Origin of the sequence: Pseudomonas sp. NFPP24, assembly GCF_900112095.1 — a bacterium.
Lineage (GTDB): Bacteria > Pseudomonadota > Gammaproteobacteria > Pseudomonadales > Pseudomonadaceae > Aquipseudomonas > Aquipseudomonas extremorientalis.
On the sequence record NZ_FOKD01000022.1, the window covers coordinates 22,592 to 45,263 of the forward strand.

The 22,672-nt window shown below is 61.5% G+C and carries 23 protein-coding genes; 16 read left to right on the plus strand and 7 right to left on the minus strand.

Annotated elements, in window-relative coordinates:
- Window positions 1-14: 14 nt before the first annotated feature.
- The 3 genes from antC to antA form a co-directional block, all read right to left on the minus strand.
- Entirely contained in the window at window positions 15-1,022 is a 1,008-nt protein-coding gene (antC, locus tag BM026_RS28450) for an anthranilate 1,2-dioxygenase electron transfer component AntC (protein WP_092249438.1), read from the minus strand.
- 216 nt (window positions 1,023-1,238) lie between these two features.
- The gene (antB, locus tag BM026_RS28455; RefSeq protein ID WP_092249435.1) at window positions 1,239-1,730 is read right to left on the minus strand and encodes an anthranilate 1,2-dioxygenase small subunit; all 492 of its coding nucleotides are present in this window, start codon (window positions 1,728-1,730) and stop codon (window positions 1,239-1,241) included.
- Complete coding sequence (gene antA / locus BM026_RS28460; RefSeq protein ID WP_093513844.1) at window positions 1,730-3,121, minus strand: anthranilate 1,2-dioxygenase large subunit; 1,392 nt, start codon at window positions 3,119-3,121, stop codon at window positions 1,730-1,732. The genes antB and antA overlap by 1 nt, the downstream gene beginning before the upstream one ends.
- A 312-nt stretch (window positions 3,122-3,433) precedes the next feature.
- On the opposite strand from antA, the gene BM026_RS28465 reads away from it, so the two are divergent.
- A complete protein-coding gene (locus BM026_RS28465) occupies window positions 3,434-4,414 on the plus strand; it encodes an AraC family transcriptional regulator (protein WP_071489157.1) in 981 nt (326 codons plus the stop codon).
- Between the two features lie 132 nt (window positions 4,415-4,546).
- Here BM026_RS28465 and BM026_RS28470 read toward each other — a convergent pair whose 3' ends face one another.
- Entirely contained in the window at window positions 4,547-5,422 is an 876-nt protein-coding gene (locus BM026_RS28470; protein WP_092249426.1) for a LysR family transcriptional regulator, read from the minus strand.
- Window positions 5,423-5,536: 114 nt separating this feature from the next.
- On the opposite strand from BM026_RS28470, the gene BM026_RS28475 reads away from it, so the two are divergent.
- From BM026_RS28475 to catA, 3 genes are read left to right on the plus strand one after another with little or no spacing between them, the layout of a single operon-like run.
- Entirely contained in the window at window positions 5,537-6,664 is a 1,128-nt protein-coding gene (locus BM026_RS28475) for a muconate cycloisomerase family protein (RefSeq protein ID WP_093513846.1), read from the plus strand.
- Between the two features lie 12 nt (window positions 6,665-6,676).
- Window positions 6,677-6,967 (plus strand): muconolactone Delta-isomerase, encoded by a 291-nt coding sequence (gene catC, locus BM026_RS28480; protein WP_071489159.1) that lies wholly within the window; start codon window positions 6,677-6,679, stop codon window positions 6,965-6,967.
- A 41-nt stretch (window positions 6,968-7,008) separates the two neighbouring features.
- A complete protein-coding gene (gene catA / locus BM026_RS28485) occupies window positions 7,009-7,938 on the plus strand; it encodes a catechol 1,2-dioxygenase (protein WP_093530884.1) in 930 nt (309 codons plus the stop codon).
- 122 nt (window positions 7,939-8,060) lie between these two features.
- Here catA and BM026_RS28490 read toward each other — a convergent pair whose 3' ends face one another.
- Window positions 8,061-8,534, minus strand: a complete 474-nt coding sequence (locus tag BM026_RS28490) for an Lrp/AsnC family transcriptional regulator (protein WP_003176072.1) — start codon at window positions 8,532-8,534, stop codon at window positions 8,061-8,063.
- Between the two features lie 144 nt (window positions 8,535-8,678).
- Here BM026_RS28490 and kynU point away from each other — a divergent pair, with 144 nt between their 5' ends.
- Together kynU and BM026_RS28500 are read left to right on the plus strand one after the other, a co-directional pair.
- Window positions 8,679-9,929, plus strand: a complete 1,251-nt coding sequence (gene kynU / locus BM026_RS28495; protein WP_093530886.1) for a kynureninase — start codon at window positions 8,679-8,681, stop codon at window positions 9,927-9,929.
- A gap of 105 nt (window positions 9,930-10,034) precedes the next feature.
- The gene (locus BM026_RS28500) at window positions 10,035-11,441 is read left to right on the plus strand and encodes an amino acid permease (RefSeq protein ID WP_093128255.1); all 1,407 of its coding nucleotides are present in this window, start codon (window positions 10,035-10,037) and stop codon (window positions 11,439-11,441) included.
- Here the strand turns inward: BM026_RS28500 and BM026_RS28505 are convergent.
- Entirely contained in the window at window positions 11,387-12,277 is an 891-nt protein-coding gene (locus BM026_RS28505) for a LysR family transcriptional regulator (protein WP_093128257.1), read from the minus strand. The two genes, BM026_RS28500 and BM026_RS28505, sit on opposite strands and share 55 nt — an antisense overlap.
- A gap of 82 nt (window positions 12,278-12,359) precedes the next feature.
- On the opposite strand from BM026_RS28505, the gene BM026_RS28510 reads away from it, so the two are divergent.
- From BM026_RS28510 to BM026_RS28530, 5 genes are all read left to right on the plus strand, one after another.
- On the plus strand, window positions 12,360-13,124 hold the full coding sequence (locus BM026_RS28510) for a sulfite exporter TauE/SafE family protein (protein WP_093530888.1): 765 nt from the start codon (window positions 12,360-12,362) through the stop codon (window positions 13,122-13,124).
- A gap of 120 nt (window positions 13,125-13,244) precedes the next feature.
- Window positions 13,245-13,835, plus strand: coding sequence for an NADPH:quinone oxidoreductase MdaB (locus tag BM026_RS28515; protein ID WP_071489166.1), 591 nt, complete (start codon window positions 13,245-13,247; stop codon window positions 13,833-13,835).
- Window positions 13,836-13,865: 30 nt separating this feature from the next.
- A complete protein-coding gene (locus BM026_RS28520; RefSeq protein WP_092249402.1) occupies window positions 13,866-14,762 on the plus strand; it encodes a LysR family transcriptional regulator in 897 nt (298 codons plus the stop codon).
- Window positions 14,763-14,865: 103 nt separating this feature from the next.
- On the plus strand, window positions 14,866-15,759 hold the full coding sequence (locus BM026_RS28525) for an NAD-dependent epimerase/dehydratase family protein (protein WP_093513850.1): 894 nt from the start codon (window positions 14,866-14,868) through the stop codon (window positions 15,757-15,759).
- Window positions 15,760-15,954: 195 nt separating this feature from the next.
- The gene (locus BM026_RS28530; protein WP_093128265.1) at window positions 15,955-17,400 is read left to right on the plus strand and encodes a SulP family inorganic anion transporter; all 1,446 of its coding nucleotides are present in this window, start codon (window positions 15,955-15,957) and stop codon (window positions 17,398-17,400) included.
- Between the two features lie 4 nt (window positions 17,401-17,404).
- Here the strand turns inward: BM026_RS28530 and BM026_RS28535 are convergent, their stop codons facing one another.
- Window positions 17,405-17,785, minus strand: a complete 381-nt coding sequence (locus tag BM026_RS28535) for a lysozyme inhibitor LprI family protein (protein ID WP_071489170.1) — start codon at window positions 17,783-17,785, stop codon at window positions 17,405-17,407.
- 247 nt (window positions 17,786-18,032) lie between these two features.
- Here BM026_RS28535 and BM026_RS28540 point away from each other — a divergent pair, with 247 nt between their 5' ends.
- The 5 genes from BM026_RS28540 to BM026_RS28560 all read left to right on the plus strand — a co-directional run.
- Complete coding sequence (locus BM026_RS28540) at window positions 18,033-19,382, plus strand: GntT/GntP/DsdX family permease (RefSeq protein ID WP_256575433.1); 1,350 nt, start codon at window positions 18,033-18,035, stop codon at window positions 19,380-19,382.
- Between the two features lie 12 nt (window positions 19,383-19,394).
- On the plus strand, window positions 19,395-20,255 hold the full coding sequence (locus BM026_RS28545) for a MurR/RpiR family transcriptional regulator (protein WP_093530890.1): 861 nt from the start codon (window positions 19,395-19,397) through the stop codon (window positions 20,253-20,255).
- Window position 20,256: 1 nt separating this feature from the next.
- Complete coding sequence (locus tag BM026_RS28550; RefSeq protein ID WP_093530892.1) at window positions 20,257-21,720, plus strand: N-acyl-D-amino-acid deacylase family protein; 1,464 nt, start codon at window positions 20,257-20,259, stop codon at window positions 21,718-21,720.
- A 29-nt stretch (window positions 21,721-21,749) separates the two neighbouring features.
- Window positions 21,750-22,118: a glyoxalase superfamily protein gene (locus tag BM026_RS28555; protein WP_058425714.1), complete on the plus strand. Its 369-nt coding sequence runs from the start codon at window positions 21,750-21,752 to the stop codon at window positions 22,116-22,118.
- A 271-nt stretch (window positions 22,119-22,389) separates the two neighbouring features.
- Window positions 22,390-22,672, plus strand: a 283-nt coding sequence (locus BM026_RS28560; protein ID WP_031595967.1) for an IS256 family transposase, incomplete at its 3' end; no start/stop codon positions are given.

Sequence of the window (22,672 nt, forward strand, 5' to 3'; positions counted from 1 at the left end):
AGAAGTGCTGAGGGTCAGATATTACTCTGCGTGAACTTTTCGTAATACAGCTGAACGCCATCAAGTGCCTGATCCGCCAGCCATTGTTGGACGGATTCGACCATTGGAGGGGGGCCGCACAGGTACATATCCGCCGATCTGTCCCGCCATTCGGCCAGGTCGAAATGCTCGGTGAGGTAACCGCGCTTGCCGGGCCATTCGTCCGAGGGCGCGCTGAGCACTTCGGTGTAGCGAAAGTCCGGGATTTTCGCGGCGTAGGCCTGGATGCGCGCCGCTTCGCACAAGTCTTCTGCGCCACGTACGCCGTAGTACAGGTGCACGGGCTGGTCGCAGCCGTTGGCGGCCAGTTCATCGAGCATGCCCAGCAACGCCGATAACCCGGTGCCGCCCGCCACCAGCACCAAGGGTTTGCAGACGTGCCGCAGGTAGAAAGCGCCGAGGGGTGCTTCCATCACCAGTTCATCACCCACCTGGCAACGCTCGCGCAGGTAGTTGCTCATCACCCCATCCGGCAGCAGGCGCACCAGGAATTGCAATTGATTGCCCGGAAGGTTGGCGAAGGAATACGAGCGCCAACTGTCCGTGCCAGGCACCGACAGGCGTGCATATTGGCCCGGCAGGAAATCCAGTGCCTGATCCAACTGCACCTGCAGGATCGCCGTGCTGGCCGACACCTGCTCCACCGCGCTCACGGTGCCCTTGACCTGAACCGGCCCCGGCGCATTGCACAGGCTCGAATCAAAGTCGAAGTAGAACGTCGCATCGGACTTCACCCGCGTCTGGCAACTGAGCATCTTGCGCTGTTGCAGGTCGAGGTTGGACAGGGCCTCTTCGTCGACATAATCCTGGCTGTACTCGCCGGATTCGCAACGGCCCTGGCAAGTGCCGCACACGCCTTCACGGCAATCCAGCGGGATCTTGATGCCGTTGCGCAGTGCTGCATCCAGCAGGATTTCATTGGCGCCGACGGGGAAGAACAGCGTCTTGCCGTCGGCAAAACTGAAGGCCACTTTGTGATTCATGTGTTGCTCTCCGCATATTTATAACGTGCGCATAACTTGTGGCGAGCGGGCTTGCCCCGCGTTGGGCTGCGAAGCAGCCCCAATAAGACCACCGCATTTTTCCAGCTGAAAACCCGGTGTCTTCCAGAGGGGCAGCTACGCAGCCCAACGCGGGGCAAGCCCGCTCGCCACAACAAGCACTCTCACCACAACAGCATCTCGGTGATTTAGCCGTGGTCAGAGGTGATAGAAATCCAGCACCGAGTTAATGGTGTCGTTGAGCAGCAGCGCATGCTTGCGGGTGATCAACCAGCTGTCGCCTTCCGGTTTGAGGGTATAGGTGGCGTGGCCGTAAAACTGCTCCGACGTGGCCAGGCGATAGAACAGCGTGTGCCAATTCAGTCGCACCTCCAGCGTGCCATCCGCCTGCTCGGCAACGCGCACGTTGTTGATCATGTGCAGCGTGCGCGGCATCGGTGTGGCCGACGCCGCCTTGCCGGTGCGCAAACGGAACACGCGGTCTTCCAGGCCCGAACGGTTCGCGTAGTAGATCAGCGACATTTCGCGCTTGGGGTCGCGGGTGTAGACGTGTTCCGAGTCCCACTGCGGCAAGTGGAACTCACTCTGCGGGTCGAACAACTGCACATAGGCGTCCCAGTCCTGGGCGTCGCACAGCTCGGACTTGCGGTAGAAGAACTGTTCGATGCGGTACTGCAATGGGGCATTCATCATTTCACCTCCCGCAGTTTCAGCGCTTGTTGATCGAGGCCGTTGAGCAGGAACTGCTGCCAGTTGCGGTGCTGGTTAACGTAGAGGCCTTCATGGGTGAATTCTGTGCCGGTCATGGCCGGCTGGATGCCGATGGCTTCGCTGTTCGGCGTGGGCCCGGTTGCCCAGCGGTGGCTGCCGCGTGAGATGTCGCTCCAGCGTTCAAGCCGGCCTTGGAACCCGCGCTGGGCTTCGCGGAACTCCACCAGGTCATCCGGCGTGCCCATGCCCGACACGTTGAAGAAGTCTTCGAACTGGCGGATGCGGTTCTCGCGATCGGCGTCGGACTCGCCCTTGACCCCCAGGCATTGGCTGATGATCTCGGTCTTGTTCCACGCCACCGGGCGGATGATGCGCAGCTGCGAGCTGATCTGGTCGAGGAAGAACAGGCTCGGGTAGATATTCAGGTTGCGCAGGCGGTGCATCATCCACTCGGCCTTCTGCTGGCCGTGCTCCCGCACCAGGCGCGGCATGATGGTGGCGTAGCCGGAGCGCACGCTGGGGTTGGGCATGTCGCTGAACAGCACACTGTGGCCATTGTGGAAGGCGAACCAGCCGTCATCGGTATTGGCGTCGCCGGCGCCGAGTTTGCTGTAGTCCAGGGTGCTGCCGGCCCCTGTGCCGTTCTCGGTGTTCACCTGCTGGCGATGCTGCACGGTGGCCACATAGTTGTAGTGCACGGTGCTGACGTGATAACCGTCCAGGCCGTTTTCGTTCTGCAGCTTCCAGTTGCCGTCGTAGGTGTAGGCGGATTTGCCCGGCAGTACTTCCAGTTCGCCGGTGGCGGACTGCGCGACCATCATGTCGAAGAACACTTTGGCGTCGCCGAGGAAATCCTCCAGGCTGTCGCTGCCATTTACGTCCAGGCTGATAAACACAAAGCCCTTGTAGCTCTCGATGCGCGCCTTTTTCAGGCCGCGCGTGGCCTTGTCGAAACCGTCCGGGTATTCCCCCGGCGCCTTGACCTTCACCAGCCGGCCATCGCTCTTGTAGCACCAGGCATGGAACGGGCAGGTGAACGTGGATTGGTTGCCTTTGCCGACCCGCGTCAGCGTGGTGCCGCGGTGCTGGCAGGCGTTGATCAACGCATTGAGGCGGCCTTCGCCATCGCGGGTGATGATCATCGGCTGGCGCCCGGCGCGCAGGGTCACGAAGTCGTGGTTGTTGGCCAGTTCGCTTTCGTGGCAGGCGTAGATCCAGTTCTTTTCGAAGATCAGTTCCATCTCCAGATCGAACAGTTCCGGCTCGGTGAACATGTCGCGGGCGATGCGGAATACTTCATCCACCGGGCGAAAGTCCAGGCAACCTTCGATAAACGTTTTCCACTGCTCGACGCTTCTTGCACCACTCATGGGAGGCACCTTTTTGATAGGGGCTGATCGGTGGTTTATTAGAGGCAGCGCGGCAGGACGCGGGCTATCCGCTTAGTGGGGGAACCTGCGCCGGATAATTGGGCAGCAAATACCCAACCCGGTGCGCAGCGGTGACGGGATGCGCTACTGTCTTGCAGGGCAGTGGTCGCAAAAGCCGGGGTCTTATCCACTTAGTCGACCCTTGCTATCCACCCGCTGGCCATTGCGCCGGCGTGGCGCATTAATTGCTGTCGAACAACAACGACGCGCCGCCAGAGCGCGCAACAGCCTAACCGCCGTGGGTGCACCCTGATGAGCAGCCAAACGATTCAACGCTTCGACCTGGAAGGCGCCCGCAGCTGGATGTCGGGCATTTGCGGGCCCCATCGCCTGGCCACCAATACGCCGGAGCGCCTGCGCTTTCACCACAGCGCCAACGTGTTCAAGTCCCGCGCCACCACCCTGGGGGTGATCGAGTACGGCACCGACGTGACCATCGACATCGAAGACGCCGAGCATTTCAGCAGCTACAGCCTGAGCCTGCCGCTGGTGGGCGAACAGGAGTTGAGCAAGAACGGTGAGCGCCTGAGTTCCAACCGCGACCAGGGCGTGATCATCTCGCCCAATGAGCATCAGGTGCTGGCGATCTCCGGCGATTGCCGAAAGTTGCAGGTGGTGATCACGCGGGCGGCGATGAGTGAATCGCTGGAAGGTTTGCTGCAACGGCCGATTGAGGCGCCGCTGCGCTTTGAGTCGGTGATGGACGCAGTGGACGGCGCTTCGGCGTCGTGGTGGCGCATGGCGCGCTACTTCATCGCCGAGCTTGAGCATGGCAGCGAGTTATACGAGCAGGCCGCTTTTACCCGCGACCTGGAAAGCTCGCTGATCAAGGGCCTGATCCTGGCCCAGCCGAACAACTACTCCGAAGAACTGCGCGATGTCCTGGGCGTGAAACTGCCGCATTATCTGATCCGTGCGCGGCAGTACATCCATGACAACGCTCGGGAAGCGGTGCACCTGGAGGACCTGGAGGCCGCTGCGGGGGTGTCGCGGTTCAAGCTGTTCGATGCCTTTCGCAAATACTTTGCGCTGTCGCCGATGGCCTATTTGAAGAAATACCGGCTGGGCGTCGTGCGCCAGGAAATCCTTGAACACGGCTCTACCCGTACCATCTCTGAGATCGCCCTGGGCTGGGGCTTTACCCACCTGGGGCGGTTTTCGGCGGAGTATCGAAAATTGTTCGACGAGTCCCCTAGCCAAACCCTGCAGCGCAAGCGCCTGCGCAGCCTTTGAATACAATGAAGATCCAAATGTGGGAGCTGGCTTGCCTGCGATAGCGATGTGTCAGTCAGATGATGTGCCAGCTGACCCACCGCTATCGCAGGCAAGCCAGCTCCCACAGGGGTTTGTAGTGTTTGGGATAAATCAGATGAGCTCTTCCACCAGTTGCAGGCAATGATTCAGCCCTGGCGACTGGTCATTCACCCGTCGGCTGAGGATGATCGGCGACGTCGCCGTGGCCTCCACAACGGGTGTATAGCCGATGTCCGCGCGGTGCAGCACTTGCACCGAGGCGGGCACCAGCGTCACGCCCATGCCGGCGCCGACCAGGCCAATGGCGGTCTGCAACTCGTTGGTCCACTGCGCCACCTTGAGGCTCAAGCCATGGGCGTCGAACAGCGCGATCACATGGTCGGCGTAGCTGGGGCGTGGGTTGCCGGGGTAGAGCACAAAAGGTTCGGCGGCCAGTTGGGCGAGGGTGGCGGGCGCATCGAGCAACGGGTGACCGGCAGGCAGCACGGCGACCAGCCGGTCCTCCACCAGCACGCGCTGGACGATGGCCGGGTCATCGATGCGAATTCGCCCGAACCCCACGTCGATGCGCCCGGCCTTGAGCGCTTCGACCTGCTGCAAAGTGGTCATCTCCGACAGCCCCAACTCCAGCTCCAGCGCCTCATGGGTACGCAATCGGCGGATCAATTCGGGCAGCACGCCGTACAGGGTCGACGGCGCAAAACCGATGCCCAGCCATGTCTTCTCGCCCTGGCCGATACGCCGGGTGTTGTCACAGACCTTGTTCAATTGCTCCAGCAGCACGTTGGCGTGTTCATAAAAAAACCGCCCGGCCTCGGTCAGCCGCAGCGGTCGGCCACGTTCAAGCAAAATGACGCCCAGTTCATCCTCCAATTGCTGGATCTGCCGACTCAATGGCGGCTGGGCGATGTGCAGGCGTTCGGCGGCGCGGGTGAAGTTGAGGGTCTCTCCCAGCACCTGGAAGTAGCGCAGGTGACGCAGTTCCATGACGGCTCCTTTCATACCTTCAGGGTATTGTGCGAGACCCATTCTATATTGGAAGCCTTGAAAAATACGGCACAGAATCGGCTAAAACCTATAAAGAACCCAACGGGTATAGCCATGCCGATTTGCGCCATCGAGTCGATCGACACGATCATCGTCGACCTCCCCACCATTCGCCCGCACAAGCTGGCGATGCACACCCTGCAAAACCAGACCCTGGTGATCATCCGCCTGCGCTGCGCCGACGGTATCGAAGGCATCGGCGAAGCCACCACCATTGGCGGCTTGAGCTATGGCAATGAAAGCCCCGACAGCATCAAGGTCAACATCGACCGCCACTTCGCGCCGCTGCTGATCGGCCAGGACGCCAGTAATATCAACGCTGCCATGTTGCGCCTGGAGCGCAGCATCCGTGGCAACACCTTTGCCAAGTCCGGTATCGAAAGCGCGTTGCTCGACGCTCTCGGCAAACGCCTGCACCTGCCGGTCAGCGAACTGCTCGGTGGGCGTGTGCGCGACGCGCTGCCGGTGGCCTGGACCCTGGCCAGCGGCAACACCGAGCAGGACATTGCCGAGGCCGAAAAGATGCTCGACCTGCGCCGCCACCGCCTCTTCAAGTTGAAGATCGGCGCCGGTGAGGTCAGCCAGGACCTGGCCCATGTGATCGCGATCAAAAAGGCCCTGGGCGACCGCGCCAGCGTGCGCGTCGACGTCAACCAGGCCTGGGACGAAGCGGTGGCACTGCGGGCGTGCCAGGTGCTCGGCGACAACGGCATCGACCTGATCGAACAGCCCATCTCGCGCAATAACCGTGGCGGCATGGCACGGCTCAACCTGTCGAGCCCGGCGCCGATCATGGCGGATGAATCCATCGAGTGCGTCGAGGACGCGTTCAACCTGGCCCGCGAAGGCGCGGCGTCGGTGTTCGCCCTCAAGATCGCCAAGAACGGCGGCCCACGTGCCGTGCTGCGCACCGCCGCGATTGCCGAAGCGGCGGGTATCGGCCTGTACGGCGGCACCATGCTCGAAGGCGGCATCGGCACCCTGGCGTCGGCGCATGCCTTCCTTACGCTGAACAAACTGGCGTGGGGCACCGAGCTGTTCGGCCCGTTGCTGCTTACCGAAGACATCCTCACCGAGCCGCCGGTGTACCGCGACTTCCAGCTGCATATCTCCACCGCACCGGGCCTGGGCCTGGCCATCGATGAAGAGCGCCTGGCGTTCTTGCGTCGTGACAAACACTAAGAGGCGCCTGCCATGTTGTTCCACGTAAAAATGACCGTGAACCTGCCGCTCGACATGAACCCCGAGCGCGCAGCCCGCCTCAAGGCCGATGAAAAGGCGCTGGCGCAGCGCCTGCAACAGGAAGGCAAATGGCGTCACCTGTGGCGCATCGCCGGGCACTACGCCAACTACAGCGTGTTCGATGTCGACAGCGTGCAGGCGCTGCATGACCTGCTGATGCAACTGCCGCTGTTCCCCTATATGGCCATCGAAGTGAACGCCCTGTGCCGGCACCCGTCGTCGATCCATGACGACGACCGCTAGGCCGGTTTCCAGACCAATAACTACAAGATGAGGAATGCACCATGTCCATCCGACTGTCCCAGACTGCCTATGCCCAACAGTTTCTCGAAGAAGCCAGCGGCAACCTCAACGACGCTGGCAACCCGCGCACCAAGGCGCTGATCTACCGGATCCTGCGCGACACCGTGAACATCATCGAAGACCTGGAAGTGACCCCGGAAGAGTTCTGGAAGGCGGTCAACTACCTCAACGAGCTGGGCAAGCACCAGGAAGCCGGATTGCTCGCCGCCGGGCTGGGCCTTGAGCATTACCTGGATTTGCTGATGGACGCTGCCGACGAGGAAGCCGGCAAATCCGGCGGCACGCCGCGCACCATTGAAGGCCCGCTGTATGTGGCCGGGGCGCCGTTGAGCAAGTACGAGGCGCGGCTGGATGATGGCAAGGACGATGCGGTGCCGCTGTTCATGCGCGGGCAGGTGCGCGATACCAACGGCAAACCGCTGGCCGGGGCGATTGTGGACGTGTGGCAGGCCAATACGGGCGGTACTTACTCGTGGTTCGACCCGACGCAATCGGAGTTCAACCTGCGCCGACGCATCGAGACCGATGCCCAGGGCAACTACCGGTTCCGCAGTATCGTGCCGTCGGGCTACGGTTGCCCACCGACCGGGCCGACCCAGCAACTGCTGGATCTGCTCGGGCGCCACGGGCAGCGGCCGGCGCATATCCACTTCTTTATTTCGGCGCCGGGGCACCGGCACCTGACCACACAGATCAACCTGTCGGATGACCCGTACCTGCATGACGACTTTGCCTATGCGACGCGGGATGAGTTGATCGCCGAGATTCGCTTCAGTGACGACCCGCAACTGGCGCGGGAGTTTGGCGTGGAGGGGCGGTTTGCGCAGATTGATTTTGACTTTGCGTTGCAGGTAGCGGATGCGCCGGTGGAGCAGAAACGCATGCAACGAGTCCGCGCTCTGGAAGATTAAACGCGATTCAAAATGTGGGAGGGGGCTTGCCCCCGATGGCGGCGGTGAAGCCAATATATTAATTGGCTGAACCATTGCTATCGGGGGCAAGCCCCCTCCCACAGGGTATTGTGGTGGCGTGGTTATTTGCGTACGACCAAGTCCAGCACCTCATCCCGATCCTTGATCTTCTGCAACACAATCTCCGAACGGATATCCATCACCCCCGCCGTGCGGTTCAGATGGTTCACGATAAAGTCCGAAAAGTGCTTGAGGTTGCGCGCCTGCACCCGCAGCACATAGTTGCTGGCGCCAGTGATCACGTAGGCGCTGGCGACCTCCGGCCAGCCCTGCACCTTCTTGATGAACGTCTCGTGCCAATCCTCCACATCCTGGCGCAACGACAGGTGCACGATGGCCTCCAGCTCAATCCCCAACTGCTCCGCATTCAGCACCGCACGGTAACCGCTGATGATGCCCTCGCTCTCCAGCAGGCGCAGACGGCGCAGGCACGCGGACGGCGACAGCGCGACTTTTTCGGCCAGTTCCTGGTTGCTGATGCGGCCATCCTGCTGCAGGAAATGCAGGAGGCGCAGGTCGGTGGCGTCGAGAATCATGGTTAGAATAAATCCGCGTGTTTGGGGGTTAAATTCGAATTTCCTACAGCTTAATTAGCCTGTTGCCCGCCACTTTGCACGAAAATTCTCTAAAAGTTCGTTCATTATTTGGTCCATTCTTACCTATAAAAACCAGGACAGCCCATGACCAAGCGAAGCCACTGCCTAGCCCTCGACGAACAAGATCCGCTGGCGCCACTGCGCCGCCAGTTTGCGTTGCCGGAGGGCGTGATCTATCTCGACGGCAACTCCCTCGGCGCACGCCCGGTGACGGCGTTGGCACGAGCCCAGGCAGTGATTGCCGAAGAATGGGGTAATGGCCTGATCCGTAGTTGGAACAGCGCCGGCTGGGCGGACCTGTCCCAGCGCCTGGGTAACCGCCTGGCGCCGTTGATCGGCGCGGGCCACGGTGAAGTGGTGATCACCGATACCACCTCGATCAACCTGTTCAAGGTGCTCAGCGCCGCGTTGACCGTACAGCGTCAACGCCAACCGCACCGCAAGGTGATCGTCAGCGAGGCGAGCAACTTTCCGACCGACCTGTATATCGCCGAAGGCCTGGCCGAGCTGCTGCAACAGGGCTATGCCCTGCGCCTGGTGAACAGTCCGGACGAATTGCCCCAGGCCATCGACCAGGACGTGGCGGTGGTGATGCTCACCCACGTCAACTACAAGACCGGCTACATGTACGACATGCAGGCGCTGACCGCCCTGAGCCATGAGTGCGGCGCGCTGAGTATCTGGGACCTGGCGCACTCGGCGGGCGCGGTGCCCATCGACCTGCATCAGGCCGGTGCCGATTATGCGATTGGCTGCACCTACAAGTACCTCAACGGCGGCCCGGGCTCCCAGGCGTTTGTGTGGGTCAACCCGGCGTTGGTGGATGTGGTGCGCCAGCCGTTGTCGGGCTGGTTCGGCCACACCCGGCAGTTCGCCATGGAATCGAACTACGCGCCGAGTGCGGGTATCGCGCGTTACCTGTGCGGCACCCAACCGATCACCTCGCTGGCGATGGTGGAATGCGGGCTGGAGATTTTCGCCCAGACCGATATGGCGAGTCTGCGCAGCAAGTCCCTGGCGTTGACTGATCTGTTTATCGCATTGGTCGAAGCACGTTGCGCTGCTCATGAACTGGTGCTGATCACCCCGCGTGAACACGCCCGGCGCGGCAGTCATGTGAGCTTTGAACACCCCGAAGGCTACGCAGTGATCCAGGCCTTGATCGCCCGTGGCGTGATCGGCGACTACCGCGAGCCGCGCATCATGCGCTTTGGGTTTACGCCGTTGTACACAAGCTTTACCGAGGTGTTTGACGCTGTGGAAATCCTGGGCGAAATCCTCGACAACCGCACCTGGGACCAACCGCAATTCAAAGTCCGCAACAGCGTGACCTGACCACAACGCAGATAAAGATGTGGGAGGGGGCTTGCCCCCTCCCACAGGGAATTTGTGACAACAGTTAATAAATAGTGCAATCACAATAATAATGGGGCACACCACATGACCACGCCAGACACCGGCTTTGCCGAGATCACCCACCGCGAACTGGGCCTGCGGCGCCAGCTCACTTCCGGCCAGATGAGCATGATCGCCATCGGCGGCGCCATTGGCACCGGGCTGTTCATGGGCAGTGCCTATGCCATTGGGTATGCCGGGCCCAGTGTGCTGGTGAGCTATGCCATCGGCGCGTTGATCACCTTGTTATTGATGGGCTGCCTGGCGGAGATGACGGTGGCGCATTCCACCTCGGGCTCGTTCGGCGCTTATGCCGAGTTCTACATCAGCCCGCTGGCCGGTTTCCTGGTGCGCTACGCCTACTGGGCGGCGATTGTGCTGGCGGTGGGTGCGGAGGTTACGGCGGTCGCGATGTACATGAAGTACTGGTTCGCCAACGTGCCGGAATGGGTGTGGATCGTATCGTTTTCCAGTGTGCTGATCCTGCTCAACGCCATCAGCGTGAAGACCTTCGGCAACTTCGAATACTGGTTCTCGACGATCAAGATCAGCGCCATCGTCGGCTTCATCCTCCTCGCCGTGTACGTGGTGTTCGGCTCCGGCAACCCGGAGTACGGCGTGCAGAACTACACGGCCCACGACGGCTTTTTCCCCCATGGCCTGAGTGGCATGTGGATCGCCGTGATCGTGTCGATCTTCAGCTACCTGAGCGTGGAGATGATCGCCGTGGCCGCCGGTGAAGCGGCCGACCCGGAACAGGCGGTGAAGAAAGCCTTCCGTGCGACCATCGTGCGCCTGGTGGTGTTTTACCTGCTGACCCTGGCGCTGATGCTGGCCATCGTGCCGTGGAACCAGGCCGGGCAGACCCAGAGCCCCTTCGTCACGGTGATGCAGACCATCGGCATTCCCGGCGCCACCGGGGTGATGAATTTCGTGATTTTGATCGCAGCGTTGTCGGCCATGAACAGCCAGCTCTACATCACCACCCGCATGATGTTCAGCCTGTCCCGTGCCGGCTTCGCGCCCAAGGCCATGGGCGCCTTGAGCAAGAGCGGCATTCCGCTGAATGCGTTGCTGCTGTCCAGTTCGGGCATCGCCCTGGCGACGTTGCTCAACGTGGTATACCCGCAAAGCTCGTTCACCTTGATGATGGCGATCTCGATGTTCGGCGCGATCTTCACCTGGTTCATGATCTTCCTTACGCACCTGTTCTTCCGTCGCTACCGCCAGCGTCACGGTGGGCCGACGCTGTCGTTCCAACTGCGATTTTTTCCCTACAGCACCCTGCTGGGCCTGGTGCTGATGGGCGCGGTGATGATCACCACGTATTTAACCGAGGCGTTCAAGATGACGCTGGTGTTTGGCGTGCCGTTCCTGCTGATCTTGTCGGCGGTGTATTACGGGTTTTTCCGCAAGGGCAGGGCCAAGGCGTCGAACAAGGCCTTGGCGTAACCGGGCAGGAGTTCGAACGAGCGCGCGCATAACAGCAGCTTCCGGCAGGCCCACTCTTCTTGCAGGGGGTGGACCTTGAAGCTGGATTCCAGCGGCCAGCGCTCCAGTGCCGCCTGGGGCACGATACCCAGGCCGGCGCCGCGCGCGACCATGCGGATCACCCCATCAAACCCCTCGGCGCGGATGCGTGTTTGCAGGCGAAAACCCGCGTGCAATGCCTGTTCTTCGAGGTAAACCGTCAACGCGCTGTGGGAGGCAAGGCCCACAAAGTCGTGTTGCAGGCTATCGATAAAGCTCCCTGCGGTGAACGGATGATCCTGCGGGGTGATCAGCACCAGCGGGTCATCGCGAAAGGGCAGGGTCTGCAGGCCGTGGGTGTCTACCGCGTCGGAAATGATCCCGAGGTCCGCTGTGCCCTGGCGCAAGGCCTGGGTGATGCGCAGGCTTGGCAGTTCCTGCAAGTCGATGTCGAGGTTGGGGTGTTCACGCAAAAAGTCCGCCAGCAACTCCGGCAGGTATTCGCTGAGGGCCGTGGTGTTGCACAGCAGGCGCACCTGGCCCTTGATGCCGTTGGCGTATTCCGCGAGGTCCTGGCGCAGATGCTCGGCCTGTTGCAGCAACAGGCGGGCGTGGCGGGCCAGGGCCTTGCCTGCGGGCGTTGGGGTAACGCCACGGCGGCCACGTTCAAGAAACTCGATGCCCAGCGAAGCCTCCATCGCTCGGATGCGGGCGCTGGCCGCCGCGAGGGACAAGTGGCTGCGGGCTGCTCCGGCGGTGATATTGCCTGTGTCGAAGATATGCAGGTAAAGGCGCAGGTCTATCAGGTCAAAATGCATGGCGCCAGCCTCTGGCAAAACAAGAGTCTGCCTCAGTATATGGCGAATTTTCGGCCTCATCGAAAAACCGCACTATCACCCCATGAATACATTCCTCGCGTTTTACCAAGATATCGGCCCAGCCCTGACACTGCTGGTGATCGGCACCTTCATGCTCGCCGGCACCGTCAAGGGTGTGATTGGCCTGGGCTTGCCGACAGTCTCCATGGGCTTGCTCGGTCTGGCTATGTTACCGGCGCAGGCTGCAGCGTTGCTGATCATCCCATCGACGATCACCAACCTGTGGCAACTGGCGTTCGGCGGCCATCTGAATGCGTTGCTCAAACGCCTGTGGCCGATGCTGTTGCTGATCTTTATCGGTACCGGGCTTGGCACGCTGTGGCTGGGCCTGAGTGGAGGGCGATGGGTAGGCCATGCGTTGGGCGGGGCGTTGCTAGCGTATGCACTGAGCGGGCTGTTCCTGCCCACGTTCAAGGTGAAGCCTCGAACCGAATGCTGGTTGGGCCCTTTGTGTGGTGTTATCACCGGCATCATCACCTCGGCGACCGGTGTGTTTGTGATCCCCGCCGTGCCCTATCTGCAAGCCCTGGGCTTGGACCGCAATCAGTTGGTGCAGGCGCTGGGGCTGTCCTTCACCGTGTCGACCCTGGCGCTCGCTGCCGGCATGGCGTTGGACGGCACGCTCGGAGGTGGGGAGATCAATGCTTCATTGTTGGCATTGGTGCCGGCGCTGCTGGGCATGTGGTTGGGCCAGGCGGTGCGTCAGCGCATCAGTGCGGTGTTGTTCAAGCGCGTATTTTTCATCGGCATGGCGTTGCTGGGCGCCCATCTGCTGATCAGTGGTTAACAATGCGCAGGTAATTCGTGCCTTTTGGTCAAATGTATTTTGCCGCATCACCGCTTATTCCGAGGGGCCGATGTCGATAGCCTGCCGGCAGACATTGTTAACCCCTCTGGATACCCTCCCATGAAAAAAGTCCTCCTGCTCAACGGCGGCAAGAAATTCGCCCACTCCGATGGCCGCTACAACACCACCCTGCATGACACCGCCGTGGCGGCGTTGGACCGTGCGGGCATCGACGTCAAGGTCACCCACATCGACGAAGGCTACGACGTGGCCGAAGAAGTGGCCAAATTCCTCTGGGCCGATGTGATCATCTACCAAATGCCCGGCTGGTGGATGGGCGCGCCGTGGATCGTCAAGAAGTACATCGACGAAGTCTTCACCGAAGGCCACGGCAGCCTGTACGCCAGCGACGGTCGCACCCGTTCCGATGCCTCGCAGAAGTACGGCAGCGGTGGCCTGATCCACGGCAAGCAGTACATGCTCTCGCTGACCTGGAACGCGCCGCAGCAAGCCTTCGATGACCCGACCGACTTCTTCGAAGCCAAGGGGGTGGACGCGGTGTACTTTCCGTTCCACAAGGCCAACGAGTTCCTCGGCATGACCGGCCTGCCGACGTTCCTGTGCGTGGACGTGATGAAACGCCCGGCCATCGACGCTGATGTAGCGCGCTACGAGCAGCATCTGGCGCAGGTGTTCAATTTCTCGGTGTAAGCTGCGCTGAACCGATAACGAGGAGCGCCTGTGAAAGCCCGGTCCGATGAGCTGCAGATCTTCGTCAGCGTGATTGAATGCGGTTCGATTTCCGCCGCCGCCGAGCAAGTCGGGCAGACGCCCTCGGCTGTCAGCCGCACCTTGTCGCGCCTGGAAGCCAAGCTTGACACCACGCTGATCAACCGCACCACACGACGCATGGACCTGACCGAAGAGGGCAAGTACTTCTTCGAGCAGGCCAAGGTGATCCTGGCGCAGATGGAAGAGTTGGAGGAGCGCCTGTCATCACGCCAGCAGAAACCGGCGGGGCGCCTGCGCATCAACGCTGCCGTGCCGTTCATGCTGCATGGGATCGTGCCCTACATCGCCGAATTTCGCGGCCTCTACCCGGACATCCAGCTGGAGCTGAACAGCGATGACTTGATCATCGACCTGCTGGAGCAGAGCACCGACATCGCCATCCGTATCGGCGTCCTGGCCGACTCCACCCTGCATGCGCGGTCTCTTGGCTGTACGCCGCTGCATATCCTCGCCAGCCCCGACTACCTCAAGCAATACGGCGTGCCCACCACGGTGGCCGAGCTGGCCGATCACACGCTGTTGGGGTTCACCCAGACCGAAACCCTCAACCACTGGCCGCTGCGCCATGTGGAGGGCGATCGCTGGCTGATCCAGCCCGGCGTGGCGGCGTCCAGCGGCGAAACCGTGCGCCAGTTGGCGCTGGAAGGACAGGGCATCTGTTGCCTGTCGAACTTCATGACCATCGACGATATCGAGGCCGGGCGCCTGGTGCCGGTGCTGGAGGCGTTCAACAGCGGTTATCGCCAGCCGATCCACGCAGTGTTCTACCGCAACTCGCAGCTGGCATTGCGTATCCAATGTTTCCTGGACTTTATCCAGGCCAAGCTGGCGCGGTATGCCTGCTGATTCGTGAGCTGCGCGCAAGAGTGAATTGGGCGGTAGGGGCTTATTCGTCAGGGATGAGTGCTTGATACTGGGTTCATCACTTACCCAGTCAGGAGAGTCCTCCATGAATGTATTCATTACCGGCGCAGCAGGTTTTATCGGCGGTTCCATTGCCACCGGCCTGGTCAAGGCCGGCCACACCGTTACCGGCCTGGTGCGCAGCGCCGAGCAGGCGGCCGAGATGACCGCGCTGGGCATCAACCCAATGATCGGCACCCTGGATGACGCGGCTGTATTGACCGAGCAAGCGCAAAAGGCCGATGCGGTGATCAACGCCGCCAGCAGCGACCACCGTGCCGCCGTGGAAACCCTGCTCGCGGCGTTGAAGGGCTCGAACAAGCCGTTCCTGCACACCAGTGGTTCGAGCATTGTCGGGGATGCATCGGGCGGCAAGGCCAGCGATGTCATCTACTTCGAAGACAACCTGCCGGAACCGACGGTCGACAAGGCGGCTCGTGTGGCCATCGACAACCTGGTTCTGGCGGCTGCCAAAGACGGCGTGAACTCGGCGGTGATCTGCAACACCTTGATCTACGGCCACAGCCTGGGCGTGAAGCGCGACAGCGTGCAACTACCGCGTCTGCTCAAGCAGGCACGCAAGAGTGGTGTAGTACGCCATGTGGGTAGCGGGCAGAACATCTGGTCCAACGTGCACATTGAAGACGTGGTGGCGCTGTACCTGTTGGCGCTGACCAAGAATGTGCCCGGTACCTTCTACTTCGTGGAAAGTGGCGAGGCCGCGTTTATCGACATGACCACTGCCATTGCCGAAGCGCTGGACCTGGGCAAACCGCAGGATTGGCCATTGGCCGAGGCTGAAGCCGAGTGGGGCTATGAAATGGCCAACTATGGCCTGGGCTCCAATAGCCGGGTGCGTGGCAAGCATGCGCGTGAACTGCTGGGCTGGGCGCCGAAGCGTACGTCGGTGGTGGAGTGGATTCGCAACGCAATGGTGTGATGTTCACGTGATCTGCAAGTGTTGCTATCGGGGGCAAGCCCCCTCCCACACTAGACTGCACTCCACAGTTGGAACTCGGTCAACTGTGGGAGGGGGCTTGCCCCCGATTGGCACGACTCGGTCTCCGAGACTAGCCCCATCTCCCTCAATTCCGTACCATTCCCCGCCTTATCCCCCGCATTACCCTGGTACTCCATGAACCTCACCCGTCTGCGCGCCGATGCCCTGGCCGGCCTCACCACGTCTTTTGCGTTGCTGCCCGAATGCATCGCCTTTGCCCTGGTGGCCCACCTCAACCCGTTGATGGGGCTCTACGGCGCTTTCATCATCTGCACCCTCACCGCGTTGTTCGGCGGCCGGCCAGGCATGGTGTCCGGTGCGGCCGGCTCGATGGCGGTGGTGATCGTCGCCCTGGTGGTGCAACACGGTGTGGAGTATCTGCTGGCCACGGTGGTACTGGGCGGGCTGATCATGGTCGCGTTCGGCGTGCTGCGCCTGGGCAAGCTGGTGCGCATGGTGCCGCACCCGGTGATGCTCGGCTTCGTCAACGGCCTGGCGATCATCATTGCCCTGGCGCAGTTGGAGCATTTCAAAAACGGTGAAACCTGGCTCAGCGGCACGCCGCTGTACGTGATGACCGGCCTTGTGCTGGTGACCATGGCCATCGTCTACCTGCTGCCGCGCATCACCCGCGCCGTGCCGCCTGCGTTGGTGGCGATCCTCGGCGTGGGGCTGGCGGTATACCTGCTCGGCCTGCCTACCCGCACCCTCGGCGACATGGCGCATATCGCCGGCGGCCTGCCGACTTTCGCGCTGCCGCAGATTCCGTGGACACTGGACACCCTCGGCATCATCGCGCCGTACGCGTTCCTGATGGCGATGGTCGGCCTGCTGGAAACCCTGCTGACGCTGAACCTCACCGACGAAATCACCGAGACCCGTGGCTACCCCGACCGTGAAAGCGTGGCCCTCGGCGCGGCCAACATGGTCTCCGGTCTGTTCGGCGGCATGGGCGGCTGCGCGATGATCGGGCAGACCGTGATCAACCTCAGCTCCGGTGGGCGCGGGCGTTTGTCCGGGGTGTTTGCCGGGGTGATGATCCTGCTGTTCATCCTGTTCCTGTCGCCGTTCATCGAGCGCATTCCGCTGGCGGCGCTGGTGGGCGTGATGTTCGTGGTGTCCCAGCAGACCTTTGCCTGGGCCTCGCTGCGGGTGATCAACAAGGTGCCGTTCAATGACGTGCTGGTGATTCTTGCAGTGACGGTGATCACGGTGTTCACCGATCTGGCTACCGCCGTGCTGTGCGGGATCGTGATTGCGGCGTTGAATTTCGCCTGGCAGCAAGCGCGGGAGCTGTATGCCGATGAGTATCTGGAGGCCGATGGCAGCAAGCTCTACCGCCTGCACGGCACCTTGTTTTTCGCCTCGACCACGCCGTTTTTGAATCAATTCGACCCGGCCAACGACCCGGCCCAGGTGACGCTGGATTGCCGTCACCTGAGCTTTGTCGATTACTCAGCGATTGCCGCGCTCATGACCCTGCGCGAGCGTTACAGCAAGGCTGGCAAGCACCTGCGGGTGCTGCATCTGTCGGAGCGTTGCAAGAAGCTGCTCAAGCGTGCGCGGGTCCATCATGAGTAAGTGATCAAGGCCCGACCAGGTCTTCCAGCTCCTGGGCACGGGTCTGGGTCATGTCGAGTATGCAGCCGGAACCGTTGACCTGGTCGATGGTGCCGCCGGTGGCGGAACCGGCGAAGGCGCAATTGGCGTCACGGTACTTTATCCACAGGCGTTGCACGTCTTGCAGTTGCTGCTTGCGCGGGCCTTCCTGGGCGGCGAGGGCGGTCTTGTAGGCGCGGTTCAGGCGGGTGTCCTGCACCTTGGCTTCCTTGGTATTGCACGTGACCATGTCGGCGGTCGTGTTGGCGCTGTCCATGCACTTCTTCAGCGCTGGGTTGTCGGCGGCAGAAGCGGTGCCGCTGAGGGCGAGGAGCAGGGCGCCGGCGGCGAGGGATGTGCGAATCATGGTCGGTTTCCTGGTCATGAAGGGTTGCGCATTCTATGACTCAACGGCAGCGTTCGAGTTTCCGGCATCCTCTGATCTTCATGTAAGAACACCCCTCGAATTTTCATTCACCCCTGTCGGGCATATCCCAACGCGACAGCGCTTATCTGTGGGCGAAAGTTATTTTCATAAAAATTGAAAATACTCCTCGGTAATGATTTATGAGTTTCACAACCAATTCGACGTGACCCTTTCCGAGGAGTACCGCATGGCCGCATCACCGGGCTTCGGGCTATTGGCATACGCTGCCATTGCCATCATTGCTTTGATCGTGCTGATTGCACGTTACCGACTCAACCCGTTTATCGTCATCACCCTGGTGTCCATCGGCCTGGCGCTGATGGCCGGGATGCCGGCGGACACCATCATGGGGTCCTACGAAGCGGGCGTAGGCAAGACCCTTGGGCATATCGCCCTGGTGGTGGCGCTGGGCACCATGCTCGGCAAGATGATGGCCGAGTCCGGCGGTGCCGAGCAGGTGGCGCGCACACTGATCAGCCGTTTTGGCGAGCGCAACGCGCACTGGGCCATGGTGTGCATCGCGTTCCTGGTGGGGCTGCCGCTGTTTTTCGAGGTGGGTTTTGTGTTGCTGGTGCCGATTGCCTTTACCGTGGCGCGGCGGGTGGGCGTGTCCATCCTGATGGTGGGTTTGCCGATGGTCGCCGGCCTGTCGGTGGTGCATGCCCTGGTGCCGCCGCACCCGGCGGCGATGATGGCGGTGCTGGCGTATAACGCGTCGGTGGGGCAGACCGTGCTCTACGCCATCCTGATCGGTATCCCGACGGCAATCATCGCAGGGCCCGTCTACGCCAAATTCATCGTGCCGCGTATTCACCTGCCGGCGGAAAATCCGCTGGAGCGCCAGTTCATCGAGCGTGAACCGCGTACCCGCTTGCCCAGCTTTACCCTGACCATGGGCACTATCCTGTTGCCGGTAGTGTTGATGATGATCGGTGGCTGGGCCAACGTGATTTCCACACCGGGCACCGGTTTCAATCAGTTCCTGCTGTTTATCGGCAACTCGGTGATTGCGCTGCTGGTGGCGACGTTGGTGAGCTTCTGGACCTTGGGTATCGCACAGGGCTTCAACCGCGAATCGATCCTCAAGTTCACCAATGAATGCCTGGCGCCGACCGCCAGCATCACCTTGCTGGTGGGCGCGGGCGGCGGGTTGAACCGCATCCTGGTGGACGCAGGTGTGACCCACGAAATTCTCGGCCTGGCCCATGCCTTTCACCTGTCGCCGTTGGTGATGGGTTGGCTGTTCGCCGCGCTGATGCGAATTGCCACGGGCTCGGCCACCGTCGCCATGACCACCGCATCCGGTGTTGTAGCGCCGGTCGCCCTGGGCCTGGGTTATCCACACCCTGAACTACTGGTGCTGGCCACCGGTGCGGGTTCGGTGATCTTTTCCCATGTTAACGACGGCGGCTTCTGGCTGATCAAGGAATACTTCAATATGACGGTGATCCAGACCTTCAAGACCTGGACCGTGTTGGAGACTTTGATTTCCCTGGTCGCCTTCGGTCTGACCTATGGTCTGTCCTGCATCTTGTAACCCGGAGAGCCCATGGACATCCTCTACCAGATCCGCGCCCGCCAGGACGCCTTCAGCGCCGGCGAAGGGCGTATCGCCAAGCTGATGCTCGATGACGTGGGGTTTGCCGCATCGGCCAGCCTGGAAGCATTGTCGCAACGGGCCGAGGTCAGCACGGCCACCTTGTCGCGGTTTGCGCGCAGTGTGGGGTGCCGGGATTTACGTGACTTGCGCCTCCAGTTGGCCCAGGCCAGCGGCGTCGGCAGTCGCTTCCTCGACCCGGCGGGGTTGCCGGAGCAGTCGGCGTTTCATCGGCAGATCCTGGGGGATATCGAGGCGACGTTGCGTCAGCATCTCTCCGGTTTCAATCAGGCCAGTTTCGTCGATGCGGTGGGCCTGCTGGGCAAGGCGCGGATGATCCATGCGTTTGGCATGGGCGGGCCGTCGAGCCTGTGCAGCGATGAGTTGCAGGTGCGCCTGGTGCGCCTGGGCTATCCGATTGCGGCCTGCCACGACCCGGTGATGATGCGGGTCACGGCGGCGACGCTGGGGCCTGAGCATGCGTTGATTGTGTGTTCCTTGACTGGCCTCACCCCCGAACTGCTGGACGTGGTGGCGTTGGCGCGCAACTACGACGCGCGCATCGTCGCCATCACCCTGGCCGACTCGCCCTTGGCCCAATTGGCCGATGTGCTGCTGCCGCTGCAGCCGGCCGAAACCAGTTTTATCTACAAGCCCACCGCTGCCCGCTACGGCATGCTGCTGGCCATCGATCTGCTCGCCACCGAGCTGGCCCTGGTCTCGCCGGACGACAACCAGGAACGCCTGCGCCGGATCAAGCTGGCCCTGGACGATTATCGCGGCGGCCCTGACAGCCTGCCGCTTGGAGACTGATATGAAGTACGACACGCTGATACGCCAGGCATTGATCATCGATGGCAGCAACACCCCAGGCTATGTGGCTGATGTGGGGGTGCGTGACGGGCGTATCGAGGCGATTGGCGATTTGTCGACGGCTGTGGCCGAACATGAAATCGAAGCTGCGGGCCGTGTGCTGGCGCCGGGTTTTATCGACGTGCACACCCACGATGACACGGTGGTGATCCGCCATCCGCAGATGCTGCCCAAGCTTAGCCAGGGTGTAACGACGGTGATCGTCGGTAACTGTGGCATCAGCGCGTCGCCGGTGACGTTGCGCGGTGATCCGCCCGATCCGATGAACCTGCTGGGCAGCGCTTCGGCGTTTGTGTACCCGCGTTTCAGTGACTATCGAGCGGCGGTCGAACAGGCTCACCCGGCGGTCAACGTTGCCGCACTGATCGGTCACACGGCACTGCGCAGCAATCATATGCAAGACCTGCATCGCAGCGCTTCAGCGGATGAAATCGCTGCCATGCGCATGCAACTGCAAGAGAGCCTCGAAGCCGGCGCCCTGGGGTTATCCACAGGCCTGGCCTACGCCAGCGCGTTCAATGCCGAGACCGATGAGGTGCTGCAACTCAGTGAAGCACTGACGGATTTTGGCGCGGTGTACACCACCCATTTGCGCAGTGAATTCGAGCCGGTGCTGGAGGCGATGGATGAGGCGTTTTTGATCGGTCGGCATGCCCAGGCCCCGGTGATCATTTCCCATCTCAAATGTGCCGGCGCCGGGAATTGGGGGCGCAGTCCGCAACTGTTGGCATCGCTGGAGCGGGCGGCGAAAACCCACCCGGTAGGCTGTGATTGTTATCCCTATGCCGCGAGTTCTTCGACCCTGGATCTCAAGCAGGTGACTGACGCGTTTCGCATCACCATCACCTGGTCGACGCCTTACCCGGAGATGGGCGGGCGCGACCTGCAGGATATCGCCGCTGAGTGGGATGTTTCGCTGATGGACGCAGCGCGTCGCCTGCAACCGGCGGGGGCGGTGTATTACGGAATGGATGAAGCGGATGTGCGACGCATCCTGGCGCATCCGCTGTCGATGGTCGGTTCGGATGGGCTGCCGGAAGATCCGTTCCCGCATCCGCGTTTGTGGGGCGCATTTCCAAGGGTGCTGGGGCATTTCAGCCGGGATGTCGGGTTGTTCCCGTTGCACACCGCCGTGCACAAAATGACCGGCTTGTCGGCGGCGCGATTTGGTTTGGCCGAGCGCGGTGAAATCCGCGAAGGGCACTGGGCCGACCTGGTGCTGTTCGACCCGTTGCGCGTGCGCGATGTGGCGGACTTCAAGCAACCGCAGCGGGCGGCGGAAGGCATTGATGGGGTGTGGGTCAACGGTGTATTGAGCTACAGCGACGGGCAGGCGAACGGTCAGCGGCCGGGTCGTTTCCTGGCGCGCAGTGGGGATTTGCGTCGGGGATTTTCGTCTCTATAGTGGGCGCTCTTATGAACGGAGCGATTGCCATGCACTTAGGAAAAGTCACCCCCATCCTGCGGATTTTCGACGAGGCCAAGGCGTTGGAGTTCTACGTGGACTTTTTGGGGTTCAAGGTGGATTGGCAGCATCGTTTCGAGGCGAATTTTCCGTTGTACCTGCAGGTATCGCTGGGTGAATGCGTGTTGCATTTGACTGAGCACCATGGCGATGCGTCGCCGGGCGCGGCGGTGCGGATTCAGGCACAAGGGGTGGACGCGTATCAGCAGCAGTTGGTTGGCAAGGATTATCGGTATGCCAAGCCAGGGGTTGAGGAAACGCCTTGGGGATCGCGGGAGATGAGCATCAAGGATCCGTTTGGGAATCGGCTGGTGTTTGTTGAGGAAGGCGAGGGCTGAGGGGTAAATCGCGGGCAATAAAAAACCGCCTTGGTAGGGCGGTTTTTTTGCAACACCAGTTAGTGGCTGGGGTTGCTCTCTCAAAGGACGCAACCGACTCGCGTCCGAAGGCTCACGTGTTCCGGTAAGTGTGCTGGAGGTAAGGCCCAACTCACGGAGGGCCGAGTATGTCTAGGTTTGCCTGTGGCGAGGGAGCTTGCTCCTGTTGGGCTGCGTAGGAGACTGTCAGAAATTTTGTGTTCGGGCATAACATGTAGCTAGAGGTGCATGTATGCCGACCAAAAAGAAGTCCGCCAATGCAACAGCGAGGGAGTTGCCCTCGATTCCCCAAGAGCTGATCGAGCAGTTTGTTAAAGGCCCGATGAGCGCCGAAGCCATTCAAGACGCGTCCATGGCGTTCAAGAAGGCTCTGATCGAGCGTGCGCTAGGCGCCGAGCTGGGTCACCACCTTGGTTACCCTCAGGGCGCGGAGCGCCCTGAGGAGTCGACCAATCAGCGCAATGGCAAAAGCAGCAAGACGGTTCTGACCGACGACGGGCCGCTTCGCCTGGATA

Bases quoted from the DNA above. Each gene is read 5' to 3' on its own strand.
- BM026_RS28490 (WP_003176072.1), bottom strand. From the start codon at position 8,534: ATGATTCTCGACGCCACCGACCTGCGCCTCCTGCATTTCCTGCAGCAG.
- BM026_RS28525 (WP_093513850.1), top strand. From the start codon at position 14,866: ATGAATGTATTCATTACCGGCGCAGCAGGTTTTATCGGCGGTTCCATT.
- BM026_RS28505 (WP_093128257.1), bottom strand. From the start codon at position 12,277: ATGCATTTTGACCTGATAGACCTGCGCCTTTACCTGCATATCTTCGAC.
- antB (WP_092249435.1), bottom strand. From the start codon at position 1,730: ATGAATGCCCCATTGCAGTACCGCATCGAACAGTTCTTCTACCGCAAG.
- BM026_RS28530 (WP_093128265.1), top strand. From the start codon at position 15,955: ATGAACCTCACCCGTCTGCGCGCCGATGCCCTGGCCGGCCTCACCACG.
- antC (WP_092249438.1), bottom strand. From the start codon at position 1,022: ATGAATCACAAAGTGGCCTTCAGTTTTGCCGACGGCAAGACGCTGTTC.
- BM026_RS28540 (WP_256575433.1), top strand. From the start codon at position 18,033: ATGGCCGCATCACCGGGCTTCGGGCTATTGGCATACGCTGCCATTGCC.
- catC (WP_071489159.1), top strand. From the start codon at position 6,677: ATGTTGTTCCACGTAAAAATGACCGTGAACCTGCCGCTCGACATGAAC.
- BM026_RS28535 (WP_071489170.1), bottom strand. From the start codon at position 17,785: ATGATTCGCACATCCCTCGCCGCCGGCGCCCTGCTCCTCGCCCTCAGC.
- antA (WP_093513844.1), bottom strand. From the start codon at position 3,121: ATGAGTGGTGCAAGAAGCGTCGAGCAGTGGAAAACGTTTATCGAAGGT.
- BM026_RS28510 (WP_093530888.1), top strand. From the start codon at position 12,360: ATGAATACATTCCTCGCGTTTTACCAAGATATCGGCCCAGCCCTGACA.
- BM026_RS28470 (WP_092249426.1), bottom strand. From the start codon at position 5,422: ATGGAACTGCGTCACCTGCGCTACTTCCAGGTGCTGGGAGAGACCCTC.
- BM026_RS28555 (WP_058425714.1), top strand. From the start codon at position 21,750: ATGCACTTAGGAAAAGTCACCCCCATCCTGCGGATTTTCGACGAGGCC.
- BM026_RS28475 (WP_093513846.1), top strand. From the start codon at position 5,537: ATGCCGATTTGCGCCATCGAGTCGATCGACACGATCATCGTCGACCTC.
- BM026_RS28500 (WP_093128255.1), top strand. From the start codon at position 10,035: ATGACCACGCCAGACACCGGCTTTGCCGAGATCACCCACCGCGAACTG.
- BM026_RS28545 (WP_093530890.1), top strand. From the start codon at position 19,395: ATGGACATCCTCTACCAGATCCGCGCCCGCCAGGACGCCTTCAGCGCC.
- BM026_RS28515 (WP_071489166.1), top strand. From the start codon at position 13,245: ATGAAAAAAGTCCTCCTGCTCAACGGCGGCAAGAAATTCGCCCACTCC.
- catA (WP_093530884.1), top strand. From the start codon at position 7,009: ATGTCCATCCGACTGTCCCAGACTGCCTATGCCCAACAGTTTCTCGAA.
- BM026_RS28465 (WP_071489157.1), top strand. From the start codon at position 3,434: ATGAGCAGCCAAACGATTCAACGCTTCGACCTGGAAGGCGCCCGCAGC.
- BM026_RS28550 (WP_093530892.1), top strand. From the start codon at position 20,257: ATGAAGTACGACACGCTGATACGCCAGGCATTGATCATCGATGGCAGC.
- kynU (WP_093530886.1), top strand. From the start codon at position 8,679: ATGACCAAGCGAAGCCACTGCCTAGCCCTCGACGAACAAGATCCGCTG.